19 protein-coding genes and 2 pseudogenes are annotated in these 18,806 nt (G+C 63.7%); 8 read left to right on the top strand and 13 right to left on the bottom strand.

Going from position 1 to position 18,806, the window contains the following annotated elements; translation table 11 throughout:
* Positions 1-4: 4 nt before the first annotated feature.
* Positions 5-1,357 carry a DUF1254 domain-containing protein gene (locus Q0L25_RS18605; RefSeq protein ID WP_296616874.1) on the top strand — a complete coding sequence of 451 codons (1,353 nt, stop codon included), beginning with the start codon at positions 5-7 and terminating at the stop codon, positions 1,355-1,357.
* 202 nt (positions 1,358-1,559) lie between these two features.
* Here the strand turns inward: Q0L25_RS18605 and Q0L25_RS21835 are convergent.
* From Q0L25_RS21835 to Q0L25_RS18595, 3 genes and pseudogenes are all read right to left on the bottom strand, one after another.
* Positions 1,560-1,826, bottom strand: a pseudogene (locus Q0L25_RS21835) (hypothetical protein); the annotation flags it as partial.
* A pseudogene (locus tag Q0L25_RS18600) lies at positions 1,735-2,466 on the bottom strand (alpha/beta hydrolase); the annotation flags it as partial. The pseudogenes Q0L25_RS18600 and Q0L25_RS21835, both read right to left, overlap by 92 nt.
* 370 nt (positions 2,467-2,836) lie before the next feature.
* Positions 2,837-3,697 carry a LysR family transcriptional regulator gene (locus tag Q0L25_RS18595; protein ID WP_296616871.1) on the bottom strand — a complete coding sequence of 287 codons (861 nt, stop codon included), beginning with the start codon at positions 3,695-3,697 and terminating at the stop codon, positions 2,837-2,839.
* Between the two features lie 102 nt (positions 3,698-3,799).
* Between Q0L25_RS18595 and Q0L25_RS18590 the strand changes: the two genes are divergently transcribed.
* The 3 genes from Q0L25_RS18590 to Q0L25_RS18580 all read left to right on the top strand — a co-directional run bounded on the left by Q0L25_RS18590 (position 3,800) and on the right by Q0L25_RS18580 (position 6,147).
* Complete coding sequence (locus tag Q0L25_RS18590) at positions 3,800-4,624, top strand: oxidoreductase (RefSeq protein WP_296616869.1); 825 nt, start codon at positions 3,800-3,802, stop codon at positions 4,622-4,624.
* Positions 4,625-4,674: 50 nt separating this feature from the next.
* The gene (locus Q0L25_RS18585; RefSeq protein ID WP_296616868.1) at positions 4,675-5,523 is read left to right on the top strand and encodes an alpha/beta hydrolase; all 849 of its coding nucleotides are present in this window, start codon (positions 4,675-4,677) and stop codon (positions 5,521-5,523) included.
* Between the two features lie 93 nt (positions 5,524-5,616).
* Positions 5,617-6,147: a VOC family protein gene (locus Q0L25_RS18580; protein WP_296616866.1), complete on the top strand. Its 531-nt coding sequence runs from the start codon at positions 5,617-5,619 to the stop codon at positions 6,145-6,147.
* A 247-nt stretch (positions 6,148-6,394) separates the two neighbouring features.
* Here Q0L25_RS18580 and guaA read toward each other — a convergent pair whose 3' ends face one another.
* Positions 6,395-7,951 (bottom strand): glutamine-hydrolyzing GMP synthase, encoded by a 1,557-nt coding sequence (guaA, locus tag Q0L25_RS18575; protein ID WP_296616865.1) that lies wholly within the window; start codon positions 7,949-7,951, stop codon positions 6,395-6,397.
* A 166-nt stretch (positions 7,952-8,117) separates the two neighbouring features.
* Between guaA and Q0L25_RS18570 the strand changes: the two genes are divergently transcribed.
* Complete coding sequence (locus tag Q0L25_RS18570) at positions 8,118-8,465, top strand: hypothetical protein (RefSeq protein WP_296616863.1); 348 nt, start codon at positions 8,118-8,120, stop codon at positions 8,463-8,465.
* 109 nt (positions 8,466-8,574) lie between these two features.
* Here the strand turns inward: Q0L25_RS18570 and Q0L25_RS18565 are convergent, their stop codons facing one another.
* Together Q0L25_RS18565 and Q0L25_RS18560 are read right to left on the bottom strand one after the other, a co-directional pair.
* Positions 8,575-10,389, bottom strand: coding sequence for an NAD(P)/FAD-dependent oxidoreductase (locus Q0L25_RS18565; protein WP_296616861.1), 1,815 nt, complete (start codon positions 10,387-10,389; stop codon positions 8,575-8,577).
* Between the two features lie 65 nt (positions 10,390-10,454).
* Positions 10,455-12,602: a prolyl oligopeptidase family serine peptidase gene (locus Q0L25_RS18560; protein ID WP_296616859.1), complete on the bottom strand. Its 2,148-nt coding sequence runs from the start codon at positions 12,600-12,602 to the stop codon at positions 10,455-10,457.
* Between the two features lie 133 nt (positions 12,603-12,735).
* Between Q0L25_RS18560 and Q0L25_RS18555 the strand changes: the two genes are divergently transcribed.
* Positions 12,736-13,239, top strand: coding sequence for a glycine zipper 2TM domain-containing protein (locus tag Q0L25_RS18555; protein ID WP_296616857.1), 504 nt, complete (start codon positions 12,736-12,738; stop codon positions 13,237-13,239).
* Positions 13,240-13,384: 145 nt separating this feature from the next.
* Here Q0L25_RS18555 and Q0L25_RS18550 read toward each other — a convergent pair whose 3' ends face one another.
* Positions 13,385-13,549, bottom strand: coding sequence for a hypothetical protein (locus Q0L25_RS18550; RefSeq protein WP_296616855.1), 165 nt, complete (start codon positions 13,547-13,549; stop codon positions 13,385-13,387).
* A 12-nt stretch (positions 13,550-13,561) separates the two neighbouring features.
* Between Q0L25_RS18550 and Q0L25_RS18545 the strand changes: the two genes are divergently transcribed.
* Positions 13,562-13,981 carry a DUF1579 domain-containing protein gene (locus Q0L25_RS18545; RefSeq protein WP_296616854.1) on the top strand — a complete coding sequence of 140 codons (420 nt, stop codon included), beginning with the start codon at positions 13,562-13,564 and terminating at the stop codon, positions 13,979-13,981.
* The gene (locus Q0L25_RS18540) at positions 13,978-14,790 is read left to right on the top strand and encodes an NIPSNAP family protein (protein ID WP_296616852.1); all 813 of its coding nucleotides are present in this window, start codon (positions 13,978-13,980) and stop codon (positions 14,788-14,790) included. The genes Q0L25_RS18545 and Q0L25_RS18540 overlap by 4 nt, the downstream gene beginning before the upstream one ends.
* A gap of 140 nt (positions 14,791-14,930) precedes the next feature.
* On the opposite strand, the gene rplQ is transcribed toward Q0L25_RS18540, so the two are convergent.
* The 6 genes from rplQ to Q0L25_RS18510 form a co-directional block, all read right to left on the bottom strand.
* Positions 14,931-15,353 carry a 50S ribosomal protein L17 gene (gene rplQ, locus Q0L25_RS18535; RefSeq protein ID WP_296616851.1) on the bottom strand — a complete coding sequence of 141 codons (423 nt, stop codon included), beginning with the start codon at positions 15,351-15,353 and terminating at the stop codon, positions 14,931-14,933.
* Between the two features lie 218 nt (positions 15,354-15,571).
* Positions 15,572-16,633 carry a DNA-directed RNA polymerase subunit alpha gene (locus Q0L25_RS18530; RefSeq protein WP_296616849.1) on the bottom strand — a complete coding sequence of 354 codons (1,062 nt, stop codon included), beginning with the start codon at positions 16,631-16,633 and terminating at the stop codon, positions 15,572-15,574.
* Between the two features lie 98 nt (positions 16,634-16,731).
* Positions 16,732-17,121: a 30S ribosomal protein S11 gene (rpsK, locus tag Q0L25_RS18525; protein ID WP_066583941.1), complete on the bottom strand. Its 390-nt coding sequence runs from the start codon at positions 17,119-17,121 to the stop codon at positions 16,732-16,734.
* Between the two features lie 56 nt (positions 17,122-17,177).
* Positions 17,178-17,546, bottom strand: a complete 369-nt coding sequence (rpsM, locus tag Q0L25_RS18520; RefSeq protein ID WP_066583942.1) for a 30S ribosomal protein S13 — start codon at positions 17,544-17,546, stop codon at positions 17,178-17,180.
* A 188-nt stretch (positions 17,547-17,734) separates the two neighbouring features.
* Entirely contained in the window at positions 17,735-18,010 is a 276-nt protein-coding gene (locus Q0L25_RS18515; RefSeq protein WP_296616846.1) for a hypothetical protein, read from the bottom strand.
* Between the two features lie 69 nt (positions 18,011-18,079).
* A complete protein-coding gene (locus Q0L25_RS18510) occupies positions 18,080-18,637 on the bottom strand; it encodes an SRPBCC family protein (RefSeq protein ID WP_296616845.1) in 558 nt (185 codons plus the stop codon).
* Between the last annotated feature and the right edge of the window lie 169 nt (positions 18,638-18,806).

Raw genomic sequence — 18,806 nt, 5'->3', positions numbered from 1 at the left:
GGCGATGATCGACAATCCTATCGGGCGGCGGACGATGCTGCGCGCCGCGGCGACGCTACCGCTGGTCGGGGTCGGCGGCCGGCTGCTCGCCGCCGACGGCGACGCCGACCTGCGCGCCGCTTTCTATTTCGCCTATCCGCTCTACGAATTCGCGCGCAGCGAGCAGACGATTACCCAATCCGTCGGCGCGCCGGGGCTGATCAACGTCTTGAAGCAGCGTGCGCAACTGGCCGACGCCAGCTCGCGGAACGTCACCGCGCCGAACAACGACACGATCTATTCCTCCGCGTTTCTCGACCTGTCGTCGGGGCCGGTCGAAGTGCAGGTGCCGGACGTGCGCGACCGTTATTTCTCGTGCGCGTTCATGGACCTGCTGACCGACAATTTCGCCTATGTCGGTACCCGCGCGACGGACGGACGCGGCGGGCGTTTCTGGATCGCCGGACCGCAATGGGCGGGCCGCACCCCAAGCGGAGTCACACTGTTCCGATCCATCGGCAATGACGTCTGGATGCTGGCGCGCGTGCTCGTCGACGGCCCTGCCGACCTGGCGGCGGCGATGGCGATCCAGGCGCAGATCAAGGTGATCGTGCCGCCGGGCCGCCCGCCCGCGCGGGGTTTCGTCACCGCGGCAACGACGGTGCCGCAGGATCCGGCCGTGTTTCTGGCCGTCGTCAACGAAATGCTGCGACGGTCCCCCGGCGGCAAGGGACAATTGGCGCGCGCCGCCCGTTTTCACCCGCTCGGCATCGGCGCGGATGCGCCGCCCTCGCCCCCATTGCTCAAGCGCTGGGGCGACTACCTCCCCACTGGAATCGCCGACTTGCGTGAGGGCTTCCTGTTCCGCGATCTGGTTTCGGACGGCTGGAGCTACCAGCCGCGCGGGGTCGGAGAGTTCGGCACCAACGACCATCTGCGCGCGATGATCGCGCTCGGCGGCATTGCCGCGCTGGGTGAGAAAGAGGCGATGTATTTTCACGCCAATTTCGAAAAAGGCGGCGCGCGGCTGACAGGGGAGCATTCCTATCGCTGGCGCGTCCCGCCCGGCGGCGTGCCGGTTCACGGCTTCTGGTCGCTGACGATGTATGATCCGCAGCCCGACGGGCGTTACTTCCTGGTCGAAAACCCGATCGATCGCTATTCGATCGGCGATCGCACGCCCGGTCTGGTGCGCAACCCCGATGGCAGCATCGACATCCTGATCCAGCACGACAAGCCGCAAGGGCCGCTCGCCGCCAACTGGCTGCCCGCGCCCAAGGGCCCCATGCGGCTGGCGTTGCGCGCCTATCTGCCCGACGCCGCGCTGATCGAACGCCGCTGGCGCGTGCCGCCGCTCGAGCGCATGCCGACGTCATAAGGCGGGCACGCCCCGAGCACGCGCGGATCGGATCAGCCTGGCCCTGCAGGGAACGTTGCACGGGAAAGCGGCGCGTATTCCGGTTTCCGACCGGGCTCGCGGCAATCGCCGCCGGCTTCTGGCGCACCTTTTCGGCAATCCGCTCAGCAACGATTTTCAGCACACGGCCCGTGACGTTGCTTCGAAGCTTTGAACACCCTGCTCATAACCCAGTCGCTGCCTGTCGAGCGGGGACGTCATCGATGGCATCGGCGGCTCGGTTGGGCTTAATTGGGATTGGTCGCCACTCACCTCCAGCAAGCTTTGACAAACCGGGACGCCTCGGCCGCCAGTTCGCGGTCTTCCGGTGTGTTCCCCTGAAATCCACCGTGCGGCATGGCTTCGAAGATATGCAGTTCGGCGTCCACGCTCGCCCGGCGCAACGCGCGATGCATGCGTACCGCGTTGGACAGGAAAAGGTCACGCGTACCTGACTGGAGGAAGGTTGGCGGAAAGCCGCTAAAATTACCGAACAAGGGCGAGAGATAGGGGTCAGAAAGGTCGGCCCCGCCGGCGTATAACTCGTTGTTCCGCATCAGCGAGCCGGGCAGCACAACGTCGACCATCTGGTTGACCTGAAAGCTGTCGCCAGACTCGGTCAGATCGACCTCTGGGGAGAGCAAGACTAACCCTGCGGGTAGAGGAAGACCTTCATCTCTGGCGCGTAGAAGCATCGCAACGGCTAGATTGCCGCCAGCCGATCGACCGCCAATAACGATGCGCGATGGCCCATGGCGTTCCAGTATATAGCGATACGCGGCCGCCGCATCGTCCAGCGCCGCCGGATATGGATGCTCGGGCGGCATCCTGTAATCGACGCCGTAGCAGAGCGTCCCATGCTGATCCGCTTGCATTTGCGCCTGAGCGCGACACGCCTCTCCGCCGCCGAACACGAATGCGCCACCGTGGAAGTCGAGGTAGGCGCAGTCCGGCTCTACGATGGTTTCGGGCGTCGCGACGTGGATGGTGGCGTCACCGCTTCGGATCGTCTCGACGCCTGCTCGCGACGAGCCGGCGAGCCCTTTCACCACCGCAGCATATTGATCGTCCGCCGCCGCCTTGATCTTCATCCAGCCTGCGTGATCGTTGGGCATTGGCATCGCGTATAGCGCATTCAGCGGAACGCCATCGTCGCTAACCAGTCGTGCGAGACTGGCGCGCGCCTCCGCGCTGATGGACGAAGGAAAGGGGATCAGACGGCTTTCAACTGCGACGCCCTTTTTCTGGTTGCTCATTTCAATACGCTACTCGTGACAGTCTCAAGATAGCAGGTCCGATGTTGCCGATCGCGCCGCCTACCTGTCTCGTCCGGCGCTCCCTGCCTGCGACGATGATTGAATTCAAGAAGGCCGGCGCTGGTCTGCCGAAGAACGCTCGGTCGAGAAGATTGCAGCGATCCCGGAGTCCCTCCGCAACCTTGAGTCATTCGCGGGCGCCACGTCATACGGTCGCGTTGACAAGATGGTCCGATATCGTCGAGATGAACGCGCGAAGACGTTGAAGACGCCGTAGGTCGCGGTGGTATCCCATCCAAATATCTCGCGCCGGCGGCGGCTTCGGCAGGTCCAGTCGGCGGATGCCCGGAATCTGATTGCCGATCACCCGGGGCAGGACAGCGATGCCAACGCCTTGTCTGCACATGCGCGCCTGAACGTTGCGATTATTAGATCGCAAGATTGGTCTCGCGTTGGGGAAGCTCTCGATGAGCCAGGCGATGTCAGGGAAATGACCCGTGGATGTGTCATGGGTGATCAGCCGGAAACCGGTCCCGTCGCCGTATTTGGGATCAGGCGCCTCCTCGGCGATATAGACGCCATATTCGAGCCTGAAGAGCCGCCGCTGAACGACATCGGCAGTGTCGAACGGCACGATCCGAAAGGCGACGTCTGCCTCCCGTTGAGCAAGGCTGAACAGACGCGTGCCGGTCAGAATCTCGACGTCGACATTCGGATAGGTCTTCGAGAAATCCGCCAGAATAGGTGGGAGGACATAGGCGCCGAACCAGTCCGCTGACGAAATGCGCAGACTGCCTGTGAGTTTCCGCTCCTGCTCCGCAAGCCGGCGCTCCATGGCGAGCGCGCTTTCTTCCATTTGCTCGGCCAGGGCGATGATCCCGTGGCCTTCATCGGTCAGAATTAGGCCGTCCGCCGTGCGCTGGAAGAGCGTGTGTCCTATCGCCTGCTCAAGGGCGCGAAGGCGTCTGCCGACAGTCGGATGGCTTGTCCGAAGAGACCGTGCTGCGGCGCCAAGCGTGCCGGATCGCGCAACAGCAAGAAAGATTCTGACGTCGCTCCATTCCATCGCGATTGCCCACACAAAATTGAACGCAGAGAATACAGTTCTGTCAGTTCTAGAACAAATCTAAACGCCTAAATCCCCTCCATCATCTGGAGGCGCAATGTAATGAAAACCTGGTTCATCACCGGCTGCTCGAGTGGGTTCGGCCGGCGGCTCGCGCTCGCCGCGGCACAGCGCGGCGATCAGGTCATCGCGACGGCCCGCAGAGTCGAGACGATTGAGGACATGGCCGAGCCGTTGGACGGCCGGATGATCACCTTGTCCCTTGATGTGACGGATGCGGCGGCAGCCAGGGCCGCGATCGCCAAGGCGGTCGAGACCTTTGGCGGGTTTGACGTGCTGGTGAACAATGCAGGCTACGCGCTGTTCGGCGCGATCGAGGAAGGCACACCCGAGGAATATCGGCCAATGTTCGAGGTGAACGTCTTTGGTCTGATCGAAACCACCAGAGCCGCCCTACCCGTCCTGCGACGTTCGGGCGGCACGATCGTCAACATGTCGTCTGGTGCGGGCATCGAGGGCCGCGGCGGCGGCGGTTATTACCACGCCGCCAAGTTCGCGGTAGAGGGAATTTCCGAAGCGCTCGCGGGCGAACTGGCGCCGTTTGGCATTCGCGTGCTGATCGTCGAACCGGGGCCCTTTCGCACCGATTTCCTTGGCCGTTCGATCGCCATGGCGGCCAAAGAGATGCCGGAATACGCTGGGAGTTCGCGCAAGCGCTATCGCGAAACCAGCAACGGCAATCAGCCGGGCGATCCCGACAAAGCGATCGCGGTAATGCTGCAGGCAGTCGACGCCGATGATGCTCCGCTTCATCTACCCCTTGGCCGCATCGCGCACTCGATCGCCGAGCGAAAGCTGGCTGCCTTCCGTCGCGATATCGACGCTTGGCGCCACATCACCATCGCTACCGACTTCGAGCAGCCCTGAGTGCTGGCCGCGCGCTTGCTCGAACCTCATCAACTGACTGGAAAGCGATCATGATCGCAACTTTGAGCGGGTTTACCCAACAGCTGGTGCCGGTGAATGGAATCAAGATCAACGCTGTCACGGGAGGCTCAGGCCCGCCGATCCTTCTGCTTCACGGTTGGCCGGAAACATGGTGGGAATGGCATAAGGTGATGCCGCTGCTGGCCGATCAATTCAGCGTGGTCGCCATCGACCTGCGCGGTGCCGGCTTTTCCGACTGCCCACAGAGCGGCTATGACAAGGCGACGATGGCGCGCGACGCGCATGAAGTCATGGCGGCCCTTGGACATGAACGCTACGCCTTATGCGGCCATGACATCGGGGGAATGGTCGCCTTGCCGCAGGCCGCCCTCTATCGACGGGCTGTTACCCACCTCGCCGTGCTCGACGTTCCGCTCCCCGGCTGGACCGGATGGGAAGCGACGACCGCCAGGCTCTGGCACTTCGGCTTCCATATGAACCGGGATCTGCCCGAACGCCTGATCCATGGCCGTGAATATGACTATATTTCCGCCTTCATGGCGGAACGGTTCCACGATCACAGCAGCTTCGATCCGGCGGACATCGAGATCTACGCCAAGGCAATGGCGCTTCCCGGCCGCACCCGTGGCGGCATGGAATGGTACCGCACCCTCGCCGCCGATCATGCGGCTGCACTCGAGTACAAGAGGCAACCGCTCAAGATACCGGTGCTCGGTCTGGGTGGAGACCAGCGGTTCGGTGCGCAGATGGTGCCGATGCTCAAAGAGTTCGCCACCCATGTGACGGGCGGCTCGATCGCGCGATGCAGTCACTACGTCGCCGATGAGCGGCCGGAGGACGTCGCCGCCGCCCTGATCGAGTTCCTCAGGACCAATTGAAACTCGCGGGGCGGCCCGGCGGGCGGCGAAGTTGCGGGCGGCTTGGACTCGCAGCGATCGCAATGGTTCGAACAAGCAGCGAAGGAGACTATCATGACCTCACCAGTTATTCGCGGCGTCAATCATATCGGCATCACGGTGCCAGACATCGAAGCCGCAAAATCGTTCCTGGTAGAAGCTCTCGGCGGCCAGGTGATCTATCAGTCCTTCGGACCGCAGGATCCGCCGCGGCAGGGAGCCGAATTCGAGAGGGCAGTCGGCGCTTTTCCCGGAACGGTCGTGCGGGCACAGGCGATGGTCAAGATCGGAACCGGGCCCGATATCGAACTCTTTGAAATGCATGGTCCCGAGCAAGCCGAGCCAATCCGGGCGAGCGATTTCGGCATTACGCACTTCGCTCTCTATACCGATGACATCGACGCATCGGTCGAGCGCTTCGAGAAGGCGGGAGGCACACCGCTCACCGCGCCGCGCGCTATTCCCTATGCAACCGAGAAAGGTCCGGGAAATAAGGTCTGCTATTGCCGAATGCCCTGGGGCACGACGATGGAATTCATCACCACGCCGGACCGCATGGGCTATCATGACCAAACGGATCTGCGCAGGTGGCAGGACGCGGACTGAGCAGGCACGAAGAAGGAAGGAGCGGTGAGCCACGGCCATGCCGGCGCTCTCCGAAGTTCGACGGTGCGCACTTCGACGGCTGGTGTGACGGATCGCGGCGGCGGTCAGCTCATGCGAGTGAGCCTAACCTGCTTGAGCGCCTGTCTCGTACCACCGGATTGCCGCCGAACGTTAGCGACAGGAACTATTTCTGCAGCCAGTTACGCCGCGATCTGACCTCGCCTAGCCGATCCCGAAGCGGCCAAAATCACTCCCACTCGATCGTCCCGGGCGGCTTCGACGTATAGTCGTAGGTGACGCGATTGATTCCGCGCACTTCGTTGATGATGCGAGTGGCGACCCGCGACAGGAACTCGCCGGAGAAATGATAGGCGTCCGCCGTCATGCCGTCGACCGACGTCACCGCGCGCAAAGCCAAGACGTTGTCGTAGGTGCGGCCGTCGCCCATCACGCCTACGGAGCGGACCGGCAGCAGCACCGCGAACGCCTGCCAGATCGCGTCGTAGAGGCCGGCGTTGCGGATTTCCTCGAGGTAGATCGCGTCGGCCTTGCGCAGGATGTCGCAGCGTTCCTTGCTCACCTCGCCAGGAATGCGGATGGCGAGGCCGGGCCCGGGGAACGGATGGCGGCCGACGAAGATGTCGGGCAGGCCGAGTTCGCGGCCCAGCGCGCGGACCTCGTCCTTGAACAATTCGCGTAGCGGCTCGACCAGTTTCATGTCCATCCGCTCGGGCAGGCCGCCGACATTGTGATGGCTCTTGATCGTCACCGACGGGCCGCCGGTGAACGACACGCTTTCGATCACGTCGGGATAGAGCGTCCCTTGCGCGAGGAAATCAGCGCCGCCGATCTTTTTCGCTTCGTCCTCGAAGACGTCGATGAAGGTCTTGCCGATGAACTTGCGCTTGGCCTCGGGGTCGGTGACGCCTGCCAACCCGCTCAGAAACAATGTCTCCGCGTTCACGTGAACGAGCGGAATGTTGTAATGGCCGCGAAACAGGCTGACGACCTGGTCGGCCTCGCCGGCGCGCATCAGTCCGTGGTCGACGAACACGCAGGTCAACTGGCTGCCGATCGCCTCGTGGATCAGCACCGCCGCGACCGCGCTGTCGACGCCGCCCGACAGGCCGCAGATGACGCGCTTGTCGCCGACCTGGGCGCGGATTTCGGCGATCTTGGCGGCGCGGAATTCGGCCATCGTCCAGTCGCCGGTCAGTCCGCAGACATGGCGCGCGAAATTGGCGATCAGTCTGGCACCGTCGGGCGTGTGAACGACTTCCGGATGGAATTGCATCGCATAATAGCGGCGGGTGTCGTCGGCGATCACCGCGAACGGTGCGCCGGCGCTGGCCGCGACCGGGCGGAAGCCGGGGGCGAGCGCGGTGACCTTGTCGCCATGGCTCATCCACACCTGGTGCGTTTCGCCTTCGGTCCACAAACCATCGAACAGCTCGCAACCGTCGTCGATGTCGATAAAGGCGCGACCGAATTCGCCGCTGTCGCCCAGCTCAACGGTCCCACCCAGCTGATGCATCATCACTTGTTGGCCGTAACAAATGCCCATGATCGGTAGGCCGCTGTCGAGGATCGACTGAGGGACGCGCGGGCTGTCGTCGTCCAATACGCTCGCCGGGCTGCCCGACAGGATGATCCCGCGAGGCTTCATCCGCGAGAAGGCGTCCGCGGCGGACTGGAAAGGGGCGATTTCCGAATAGACCCCCGCCTCTCGCACGCGGCGCGCGATGAGCTGCGTCACCTGGCTGCCGAAATCTACGATGAGGATCGAGTCGCTGTGCTGGTTCATGGCGCCCGATAACGACTGATCCCCGGGAACGCCAGTTCACCTGCGCGAATTGGCCGCTTTGCGCACGACGCGACGAGCCGTGAAATTTTTGTTTCACAAAACATACGCAAATGTGTCATGATTCTGTAACATCGCGATCAAGCGGTGGTTTTGGAAGGATGCAGATATGATCAAGACGGTGCTTTTCTCGTTGCTTGTCGCGTCGCCGCTGGCGGCAGTTCCGGCAGCGGCGGCCTCCGATGACGGCACGACCACGGCACGGATCACGGCGCGCGACGCCGACGTCCGGTCGGCCGAAGCGCTTACCCGCGTGGCGCCCAAGGATGGCGGCGCCTATATCGAGCTCGCCCAGGCCTATGTACGCGCCGACCGCCCTGCGGACGCCGCTGCGGCGTATCGTCATGCGCTGACGCTCGACAACGAGATGATGGAAACCAAGACCGGCGACGCTGTCTGGTCGCGCAACGTAGCGCGCGCCGCGCTGGTACGTTTCCCCCAGATGTCCTCGCGCTGATTCAGCGGGGCGCACCCGGCCTCCACTGGGGGCCGGGTAGCGGCATCTTCGCGATATGGCCCGCTGCTCCCCTCCCGCTTGCGGGAGGGGGATGGTTCCAGGCAACCTCTCAGTTGAAGGTCAGGCCCTCGAACTTGCCCGACCGCGTCCAGTCGTCGAGATACCGGAAATAGGCGAAAGCGCCGAGCGGATAGCCTACCGCCAGCGCCGCAGCCGGCCCAGGATCCTTGCCTTCGTTATTGTAATAACCCGGCGTGCAATCGGGCGCGTTGCGTAACGACGCTCCCGGCCCGGTCAGCAGCAGCTCGACCCAGGCGTCCTGCGCCTCCTGCGTCACTTCGACTTCCTTGGCGCCGATCTCTTCGGCGTGGCGAACGACCGCGGCGATCGCGCGCGCCGACTCGGTCAGATTGTGCGGAACGTTGGAGATCAGGTTCGCGCCCTGTGTCGGCGTGACGACGAACATGTTCGGATAGTCGTGGACGTGGATGCCGTGCTTCGAGCGCATCCCCTGCGCCCAGCTGTCGGTCAGTTTCACGCCATCGCGGCCGATCACATCGAAGCCGAGCAAGCTCTGCAAATTGGTGCCGACATGGAAGCCGGATGCATAGATGATGCAATCGACCTCGTAATGTTTGCCGGCGACGACGAAGCCGGTCTCGTCGATCCGTTCGACCCCCTGCCCGTCGGTATCGATCAGGTGCGTGCCCGGTATGTTGAACGCCTGGAGATAGGCGTCGTGGAAGCAGGGTCGCTTGCAGAGCTGGCGGTACCAGGCCTTGAGCTTCGCGGCCGTTTCCTTGTCCTCGACGATCGCATCGACGCGGTCGCGAATCTCCTCCATCTTCTCGAAGTCGGAATCCTCCCATACCGACAGGATGTCGGCCAGGCTGCGCTTGTCAGGCGGCAGGGTCGCTACCCGCGCCTTGATCCGGCGTGACAGATCGGTCCAGCCGTCCTGGACCCAATCCTCCTCGATCATGTTGCCGGGCGTCTGGTTGGCGGTGAAGTTCTCCAGCCAGCGGCGTTGCCAGCCCGGCGTGGCGATGCTCGCGAACCAGTCGGGGTCGATCGGCACGTTGTTGCGCACATCGACCGATGACGGCGTGCGCTGAACGACGTAAAGTTCCTTGCACGCCCGCGCGAGGTGCGGGACCGCCTGGACCGAGGTCGCGCCGGTGCCGATGATCGCGACGCGCTTGTCGGCCAAACCGGTCATCAGAGCGCCTCTGGCGTCGCCGCCGGTATAATCATAATCCCACCGGCTGGTGTGGAACGACTTGCCCTTGAAGCTGGTGAGACCGGGAATGCCCGGCAGCTTGGCGACGTGGAGCGGTCCGGTGCCGATGCCGACATATTTGGCGGTGAAGCGGTCGTCGCGGTCGGTGGTAATTACCCACAGCGACTGATCGGCGTCCCAGGCGATCTCGCGGATCTGGGTGTGAAACAGCGCCTTTTCGTAGAGATGGTATTGGCGTCCGATCCGCTGGCATTGTTCGAGGATCTCGGGGCCATGCGCGTACTTTTCGGTCGGCATGTGCCCGGTTTCTTCGAGCAGCGGAATGTAGATCATCGAGGCCGTGTCGCATTGCGCGCCGGGATAGCGGTTCCAATACCAGGTACCGCCGAAGTCGCCGCCCTTTTCGATGATGCGGAAGTCGCTGATCCCCGCTTCGGCGAGCCGCGCCCCCGTCACCAGGCCGGCAAACCCGCCGCCGACAAAGGCGAAGGTCACATGATCGGTGACCGGGTCGCGCTCGATGAACGGCGTGTGCGGATCGGCGGCATAATGCGCCAGATGGCCCTCAAGATTGAGATATTGCGCGTTGCCGTCGTCACGCAGGCGCTTGTCGCGCTCGGCGAGATATTTGGCGAGCAGCGCCTTTTTGTCGATCGGCTTCTTGAGCGGGGTCTGGTCGTTCATGACCATACCCTATCTTTGAAAAACGGTCCGGCGCAAGTCGCAAAGCGCCGGACCGTGAACTTCGTTTAGTCGACCGGCTTCACATCGAGGCCGGTCCATCTGGCGATGAACGCCCAGTCGATCGCGGTTTCGTCGATGATCTTGTCGGTCGGCTTGCCCGATCCGTGCCCGGCGCGGGTTTCGATCCTGACCAGGCGTGGCTTCGGACCAAGGTCCATCGACTGGAGCATAGCGGTATATTTGAACGTGTGCCCGGGAACGACGCGATCGTCGGTATCAGCTGTCGCCGCGAGGATCGCCGGATAGGACTTGCCCGCGCGGATATTGTGATAGGGCGAATAGGCGTAGAGTGTCTTGAAATCGGCTTCCTTCGACGGATAGCCGTAATCGTCGACCCAATAGCGGCCGGCGGTGAAGCGGTCGAAGCGCAGCATGTCCATCACCCCGACCTGCGGCAAGGCGGCCGCGAACAGATCCGGCCGCTGGTTGACCACCGCGCCGATCAGCAGGCCGCCGTTCGATCCGCCCTGGACAGCGAGCTGATCCTTGCCGGTATAGCCCTTGGCCTTGAGATATTCGCCCGCGGCGATGAAATCGTCGAACACGTTCTGCTTGTTGGCGAGCCGCCCGGCGTCGTGCCAGGCTTTGCCATATTCGCCGCCGCCGCGGATATTGGCGACCGCGAGCACCCCGCCCTGTTCGAGCCATGCGACGCGCGCCGCCGAGAAGGCCGGCGTCATCGAGATGTTGAACCCGCCATAGGCATAGAGAAGAGTCGGCGCCGGCCCGGTCACGCCCTTCTTGCGCACGATGAACATCGGCACCGTCGTCTTGTCCTTGGACGGATAGAAGACCTGGCTGACTTCATAACCGGCCGGATCGAACGCGACCTGGGGCTGGGCCCAGACGCTCGCCTTGCCGGTCGCGACGTCATAGCGGTAGATCGTCGTCGGCGTGGTGTAGCTGGTGAAGGTGAAGAAGGTCTCCGGATTGTCGGCCTCGCCGCCGAACCCGCCCGCCGCGCCGATGCCGGGCAGCGGAACCGTTCCGTCGGGCTTGCCATTGAGGGCGAAGCGGCGGACCTCGCTCTTCACGTCGACCATATATTCGCCGATCAGCTTGCCGCCGATCAGACTGGCGGTGTCGAGTACGGCCTTGTCCTGGGGCACGACCTCGACCTCGGGCGGGACGGCCGAGCGCGCGTAGAGGTTGGTCATCACCACCTTGTTGCGCGGCGCATCCTTGTTGGTCAGCCAGTAGAAATTGCCGCCCTGATTGCCGATCAGACCCCACATATTGGCCATGCCGGTGAACAATTTTCGCGGCGTCGGATTGGGGGCGGTCAGGTCGATGACCGTCACGTCATTGCGGTTGTCGGTACCCTCCGTCGTGTAGATGACCAGCCACTTGCCGTCGTCGGTGACGCTCGCGCCATGACCCCATTTCGGATGATCGGGAGTCGCATAGACCAGCGCGTCGGCCGATTGCGGCGTGCCGAGCTTGTGGAAATAGACGGCCTGATTCTCGTTGGTCGACTGGAACTTCTTGCCCTCGGGCGGCGCCGGAAAGCGCGAATAATAGAATCCCGATCCGTCCTTGGCCCAGGACAGGCCGGAGAATTTGACCCATTCGACATTGTCGTCGAGCACCCTCCCCGTGTCGACGTCGAGCACCTTGACCGAGCGCCAATCGGTGCCGCCGTCCTGGATCGCATAGACCAGCTTCTTGCCATCCTCGCTCGGCGCCCATTCGCCGAGCGCGGTGGCGCCATCCTTCGACCAGCCATTGGGATCGATCAGCACCCTGCCCTGCCCGTCGACACCGTCGCGGACGAACAGCACCGCCTGGTTCTGCAGACCGCTATTGTGCAGGTAGAAATAGCGTCCGCCCTTGCGCTCGGGCTGTCCGAACCGCTCATAGTCGATCAGCTTCTTCAGTCTGTCCTTGAAAACGTCGCGGCCGGGAAGCGTCGCCAGATAGGCGTCGGTGACCTTGTTTTCCGCTTCGACCCAGGCGGCAACCTTGGGATCGGTGCGGACGTCGTTTTCGAGCCAGCGATAGGGATCGGCGACCTTGACGCCGAATTGCTCGTCGACGGTGTCGCCTCGCTCGGTCGCGGGATAGGTGATGGTGGTCATGTCTTTGGGGGAACTCGTCTGGGCAAGAGCAGGTGCGGCAAGCGCAATCAGGGCAAGCGGCAAGATGGGACGCATTCAGGGCTCCGCAAGCTAGCGTGGGTCATCATGTCTATCAGGCGGCACGTCGCGTTCAATGGCTGGAAATGGCGCCGTTTCGGACCCATAACGGCTTAAAGGCGTTGTCCGCCCTGTAACAAGGAGAAGAAGAATGATCCGCTCCCTCCCGCTCGCCGCAATCGTGCTATCGGCGGTCGCGATTCCGGCAACAGCGCAAACCTATTCGGAACAGCGCCGCTGGGAAGCCGCGCAACGGCGTTACGACAACGAAACCGCGATCTATGATCGTGCCCGCGCCGATTACGAAGCAGCCCAACGCCGCGACCGGCGCTATAGCTATAACGACCCCCGCTACGACGACAGCCGCTATGCGACCGATTACGATGCCTCGCGTTACTATCGCGACGGGCCGCAATATCAGGAGCGCGTGCTGACCTCCAACGACCAGGTCTATCGCGGCTCGGATGGCCGCTATTACTGCAAGCGCTCGGACGGCACGACCGGCCTGCTTATCGGCGGCGCCGCCGGTGGCATCGTCGGCAACGTGATCGACGGCGGCCGCAACCGCGTCGCAGGTACGCTGATCGGTGGTGCCCTGGGCGCCATCCTGGGCAAGAAGGTCGAGCAGTCGAACGACCAATATCGCTGCCGTTGAAGCGCAAATGGGCTAGCGGACGCTAGCCCATGAGCCGGCGCCGGCGCGGATGGGCGGAGTGCCGCCCTACCGATGGCGCGGAATTCGTTTCCGCTGCTGCCCGACTTACGAGAGGCCATGTCCCATCCGGGCATGGCCTTTCCTTTTATCCGACCTCCTCACGCCTTTCGTCGAACAGCCATTGACAAAACAGGTTGCCCGGTCTGTTTTGCGGCGAACGAGAGGGGGAGGAGGATGAACGATGCCAGCGACGAACCACCAGCGGGATGCCTTCCCTTGCAGCACCCGCGGCGACTTCGATTTCATCCATGGATCGTGGCGCGTGCGTCACCGCAAGCTGCGCGACCGGCTTGCAGGCTGTACCGACTGGGCCGAGTTCGGCGGCACGATGCACGCGGATCCGATTCTGGGCGGATTGGGCAATTTCGACCGTAACGTCATCGACCAACCCGAGGGGCGCTACGAAGCCTGTACCCTGCGCTTGTTCCATCCCGATACCGGGCAATGGTCGCTGCATTGGGTCGACGGGCGCGATCCCAAGATCGATCCACCGCTCTACGGGGCATTCGAGGGCGGAGTCGGCACCTTCTTCGGCGAGGACAGCGTGCGCGGCCGTCCGATTCGGCTGCGCTTCGTCTGGGAGCGGCCGACGCTGGCTACGGCGCGCTGGAACCAGGCTTTTTCGGCCGATGGCGGCGTCACTTGGGAAACGAATTGGATCATGGAGTTCAGCCGCGCATGAAACGCATTCCTGTTTTGACGCGCGCCGCTGCAGGCATCGCGGCCCTCGCCGCCCCTATTCCGGGCAGTGCCGCTGACGATGTGGCGCCACATCCGGTCATTGAGTTGCGCCAGTACAAGATCGTGGCGGGCAAACGTGATGCGATGATCGCGTTGTTCGAGCGCGAGTTCGTGGAAAGCCAGGAAGAGCTTGGCATGCGGCTGGTCGGCCAGTTCCGCGATCGCGACGATCCCAACCGCTTCACCTGGATCCGCGCCTTCCCATCGATGGAGGCGCGCGGCAAGGCGCTCAACGCCTTCTATTTCGGGCCCGTCTGGCAAGCGCATCGCGGCGAAGCCAACCCATTGCTCGACGACAATGACGATGTCCTGTTGTTGCGTCCGGCCTGGCCGGGATCGGGCTTCGGTCCGGCAACCGGACAGCGCCCGGCACCCGGCGCACCCGCACGGCCAGCGGGCATGGCGGTGGCGACGATCGAATATCTGTGGAAGCAGCCCGACCAGGGGTATGCGGCCTATTTCCGCGACACGCTGGCGCCCGCCTATCGCGCGGCCGGACTCCCTATCCTTGCCGCATACGGCCCGGAGACCGAGCCCAACAATTTTCCGCGCCTCTATGTCCGCCAAAGCGAACGAGTGCTGGTGTGGTTCACACGGGTCGCGAGCCTCGCCGCCTATCAGGCCGCACAGCGCAAATTGCGCGCCACGGCGGTCTGGCGCGGGTCGATACAGCCGGCATTGGCCAATTACCGCGAGCGGACGCCGCAAGTGCTGATGCTGTCGCCCACACCGCGCTCGCTGCTGCGGTGAGCCTGACAGAAAAGGGGCCGCGTTCCGATACTGGAACGCGGCCCCTTTTTAGCGATCACGCCGCGGCTAGGCCGCGTCGTCGGTCGGGCTGACGCCCGCCGGCCGGACCAGGCCGGCTCCGGCGCGTAGCTACGCTACGCTTACGCCGCCTGATCGAAATCCTCGTCGGTCATGACCGGGCCCGAATCCTGACCCTTGGCCGAGACGTCGCGATCGACGAACTCGATGATCGCCATCGGCGAGGCGTCCGAAGCGCGGACGCCGGCCTTGATGATGCGGGTATAGCCGCCGGCGCGCGAGGCGTAGCGCGGGCCAATCACGTCGAAGAGCTTCACCAGCTGCGCATCGTCGAGCAGACGCGCATGCGCCAGACGACGGTTCGAGAGACCGCCCTTCTTGGCCAGAGTCACCAGCTTTTCGACATAGGGGCGAAGCTCCTTCGCCTTGGCCGTGGTGGTGGTGATTTGCTCGTGCTTGATGAGCGCGGCCGCCATGTTGCGGAACAGGGCGAGGCGATGCGCGGAAGTACGCTGAAGCTTACGACCGCCAACCTTATGACGCATGGTATTTCCTTCTCGTTCGTCAGGGGGCCGTTTGAGGTACCCCGGGCCAGGTGGGGACGGATGAGCCCACCGTTTATTCCGTCATCCCAGCGAAAGCTGGGATCTCTTTGTTGCCGGCCCGACGCGGGAGTAAATCCCGCGCCGTCGGACGGAGCTTTCAGCCCCGCCGGCCGGGCTGATTTTCTCTCCGGCGCAGCTGTCGCTGTGCCGGTGGAAAATCAGCCCATAATCTCCTGTTCGAGCTTTTTCGCCATCTCTTCGATGTTCTCGGGCGGCCAGCCCGGGATTTCCATCCCGAGACGGAGACCCATGCTCGACAGCACTTCCTTGATCTCATTGAGCGACTTGCGGCCGAAGTTCGGCGTGCGCAGCATCTCGGCTTCGGTCTTGCCGACCAGATCGCCGATATAGATGATGTTGTCGTTCTTGAGACAGTTGGCCGAACGCACCGACAGCTCGAGCTCGTCGACCTTCTTGAGCAGGTAACGGTTGATCTGCTGCGTGTCGCCCGAGACGCCGGCGTCCGACGGCGCTGCGGCGACGCCGATCGGCGCCGAGCGGGTGATCGCCGAATCGTCGAAGTGAACGAACAGCGCCAGCTGGTCCTGGAGGATGCGCGCGGCATAAGCGAGCGCGTCTTCCGGGGTCACCGTGCCGTCGGTCTCGACCGTCAGCGTCAGCTTGTCGTAATCGAGCTCCTGCCCGACGCGGGTATTCTCGACCTTGTACGACACCTGGCGCACCGGCGAGTAAAGCGCGTCGACCGGGATCAGGCCGATTGGCGCATCGGCCGGACGGTTCGCGACCGCGGCAACATAGCCCTTACCGACATCGGCGGTCAGTTCCATGTTGAGCGTCGCGCCGTCGTCGAGATGGCAGATCACCAGATCGGGGTTCATCACCTCGATGTCGCCCGACACGGCGATATCGCCGGCCTTGACCTCTGCCGGGCCGGTGGCCGCGAGCTGGAGGCGACGCGGACCTTCGCCCTGCATCTTGAGCGCGATCTGCTTCACGTTGAGCACGATATCGGTCACGTCCTCACGGACGCCGGCAAGCGAGCTGAATTCGTGCAGCACGTTCTCGATCTTGATCGAGGTGACCGCCGCGCCCTGCAGGCTCGACAGCAAAACGCGGCGCAGCGCGTTGCCAAGGGTGAGACCAAAGCCGCGCTCGAGCGGCTCGGCAACGAAGGTCGCCTTGCTCTTCCCGTCGCCGCCCTTCTTCTCGAGCGCGTTGGGCTTCTTCAATTCCTGCCAGTTCTTTGCATTGACAGACACGGGGGCTTCCCTCTGTTGGGCCGGGGGCTTGGGCTAAACCCTGCGGCCGTGGGCGAATGCCGGCGCAGCGCGATCAACCGCGCGCCGGCGAGACGAATTCAGACGCGGCGACGCTTCGACGGACGCACGCCATTGTGCGGGATCGACGTAACGTCGCGGATCGAGGTGATCTGGAAGCCGACCGCTTGCAGCGCGCGAAGCGCCGACTCACGACCCGAACCCGGACCCTTGACCTCGACCTCAAGCGTGCGGACGCCGTGTTCGGCGGCCTTGCGGCCCGCGTCCTCGGCGGCAACCTGCGCCGCGTACGGGGTCGACTTGCGCGATCCCTTGAACCCCATCATCCCGGCGGACGACCAGCTGATCGCATTGCCCTGGGCATCGGTGATGGTGATCATGGTATTGTTGAAGCTGGCGTTCACATGGGCGACGCCGGCGGTGATGTTCTTGCGTTCGCGCCGACGAAGGCGCTGCGGTTCACGTGCCATTTTTCTATCCTAACCCTCGAAGCTGGGAAGTCGCGGTGCGCAACGAGCGCGCCTGCTTACTTCTTCTTGCCGGCGATCGGCTTGGCCTTGCCCTTGCGAGTGCGCGCATTGGTGTGCGTGCGCTGGCCACGGACCGGCAGACCCTTGCGATGGCGCAGGCCGCGATAGCAGGCCAGATCCATCAGGCGCTTGATGTTCATCGCGGTCTCGCGACGAAGATCACCTTCGACCGTGTAGCCGGCGTCGATCGCTTCGCGGATCTGCAGCACTTCCTGGTCGGTCAGGTCCTGAACGCGACGCTCGGGAGCGATGTTCAGCTTCGTGGTGATTTCCTTGGCTTTGGCCGGGCCAATGCCGTGGATATATTGAAGCGCGATCACTACGCGCTTGTTGGTCGGGATGTTGACACCCGCAATACGTGCCATGAACCTTGTTCTCCTAGCTCCACGGAGTGCGGCATGGCTGCCACGCACCCCATCTCATCGCGATGCCCGAAACGCACGACAGCGGCGGACGCGCAAGCGCCGCCGGTCAGCCGGTGTATCGGAAGGGCGCTCACTTAGGGTTGAGTCGCGGCAGTGTCAAGCATCGCCCGTGGATCGCGCCAGGCGGTTCAGCGCGAATCGAGCGCGGCATATTGCATATCGTCGGCCCGGCCGCGGCCATAGCTGAGATCGCCGGTATCGGGTAGCGCGTCGTTGGGCTGTACGAAGGACGTATCGACGATCTCGGCATCGCGGGCCGACCGGTCAAACGCGATGGATTGGTTGGTGTAGAACGGGTTCATCGCCGCGACCGTCTCATTGGCGGCGACCATCCCGCCGGCGATTGCCGCCAAGACACCAAGACCGAGTCCCAATGCCCAACGGTTGCCGCCATCGATGCGCATCGGCCATCCTCCTTCAAGCCCGCCGCACCGAACGCAGGACCCGCAATTCGCGTTCCCGCCCCGCGCCGCTTACCTGTCGGAGGATGGGGCCAGGGGCGCGGGCGGCGGGCCCTCGGCGGCCGCCTTCAATCCGTCCAGTTGCGCGCTCATGACGCTGTCGACCGCCGGCGCCAGCTTGTCGAAGCCGGTCGGCGAGTAGCCGCCGGCGACATAGGTCATCTTGACCTTGGTCGCCTTGTCTCCTTCCGGCGAAAGTTCGAATGTCAGCGTCGCGACGATCGCCTCTCCTTGCAGCGGGCCGAAGGCGCCTTCCATCCGGAGTAGCTTGCCCTTGTCGACGAAGACCAAGCGGGCGTGCTGGACGCTTCCCCTGCCCGGCAGCTTCTCGCAGAAGCAGCCGGTCGCCTGGCTGTCGATATAGAGATTGGCGGAATCGCCCGACCAGGTGTGCTCCTTCGACCACCAGCGTTGCGGGGCGCGCAGCGTCTCCCACACCGCGTCGGGGGCGGCGTCGATCGTGACGGTCTTTTCGACGACGAAGCCCGCGGCTTCGGTTTTGACGACGTCGGCAGCGGCGGGTGCGACGACGTAGGAAAGCAAGGCGGCGGCAATTGCGGTGCGGAACATGGCGGATCCCCCTCAGGATGGAGGGAGACTATCGTGCCACAAGCTATCCGTCACCCCGGCCCTGTGCCGGGGTCCAATCCTCCACAACGGATTCCGTCCGTTGTTGCACGTTGGATGCCGGGACAAGCCCGGCATGACGACGGTTATTGCGCGGGACGAGATCGGACCG

Origin of the sequence: Sphingomonas sp. (assembly GCF_024508665.1) — a bacterium.
GTDB lineage: Bacteria > Pseudomonadota > Alphaproteobacteria > Sphingomonadales > Sphingomonadaceae > Sphingomonas.
Note: the sequence above shows the minus strand (reverse complement) of the source record. Positions and strands in the feature narration are given on the sequence as shown.

What these genes read in the sequence shown, in the direction of transcription:
- rpsK (WP_066583941.1), bottom strand. Translation starts at nt 17,121, where the DNA reads ATGGCACGTGAACCGCAGCGCCTTCGTCGGCGCGAACGCAAGAACATC.
- Q0L25_RS18560 (WP_296616859.1), bottom strand. Translation starts at nt 12,602, where the DNA reads ATGCGTCCCATCTTGCCGCTTGCCCTGATTGCGCTTGCCGCACCTGCT.
- Q0L25_RS18550 (WP_296616855.1), bottom strand. Translation starts at nt 13,549, where the DNA reads ATGGATGAAATCGAAGTCGCCGCGGGTGCTGCAAGGGAAGGCATCCCG.
- Q0L25_RS18510 (WP_296616845.1), bottom strand. Translation starts at nt 18,637, where the DNA reads ATGTTCCGCACCGCAATTGCCGCCGCCTTGCTTTCCTACGTCGTCGCA.
- Q0L25_RS18540 (WP_296616852.1), top strand. Translation starts at nt 13,978, where the DNA reads ATGAAACGCATTCCTGTTTTGACGCGCGCCGCTGCAGGCATCGCGGCC.
- Q0L25_RS18555 (WP_296616857.1), top strand. Translation starts at nt 12,736, where the DNA reads ATGATCCGCTCCCTCCCGCTCGCCGCAATCGTGCTATCGGCGGTCGCG.
- Q0L25_RS18585 (WP_296616868.1), top strand. Translation starts at nt 4,675, where the DNA reads ATGATCGCAACTTTGAGCGGGTTTACCCAACAGCTGGTGCCGGTGAAT.
- Q0L25_RS18595 (WP_296616871.1), bottom strand. Translation starts at nt 3,697, where the DNA reads ATGGAATGGAGCGACGTCAGAATCTTTCTTGCTGTTGCGCGATCCGGC.
- rpsM (WP_066583942.1), bottom strand. Translation starts at nt 17,546, where the DNA reads ATGGCACGTATTGCGGGTGTCAACATCCCGACCAACAAGCGCGTAGTG.
- Q0L25_RS18605 (WP_296616874.1), top strand. Translation starts at nt 5, where the DNA reads ATGATCGACAATCCTATCGGGCGGCGGACGATGCTGCGCGCCGCGGCG.
- rplQ (WP_296616851.1), bottom strand. Translation starts at nt 15,353, where the DNA reads ATGCGTCATAAGGTTGGCGGTCGTAAGCTTCAGCGTACTTCCGCGCAT.
- Q0L25_RS18515 (WP_296616846.1), bottom strand. Translation starts at nt 18,010, where the DNA reads ATGCGCATCGATGGCGGCAACCGTTGGGCATTGGGACTCGGTCTTGGT.
- Q0L25_RS18580 (WP_296616866.1), top strand. Translation starts at nt 5,617, where the DNA reads ATGACCTCACCAGTTATTCGCGGCGTCAATCATATCGGCATCACGGTG.
- Q0L25_RS18565 (WP_296616861.1), bottom strand. Translation starts at nt 10,389, where the DNA reads ATGAACGACCAGACCCCGCTCAAGAAGCCGATCGACAAAAAGGCGCTG.
- Q0L25_RS18590 (WP_296616869.1), top strand. Translation starts at nt 3,800, where the DNA reads ATGAAAACCTGGTTCATCACCGGCTGCTCGAGTGGGTTCGGCCGGCGG.
- Q0L25_RS18570 (WP_296616863.1), top strand. Translation starts at nt 8,118, where the DNA reads ATGATCAAGACGGTGCTTTTCTCGTTGCTTGTCGCGTCGCCGCTGGCG.
- guaA (WP_296616865.1), bottom strand. Translation starts at nt 7,951, where the DNA reads ATGAACCAGCACAGCGACTCGATCCTCATCGTAGATTTCGGCAGCCAG.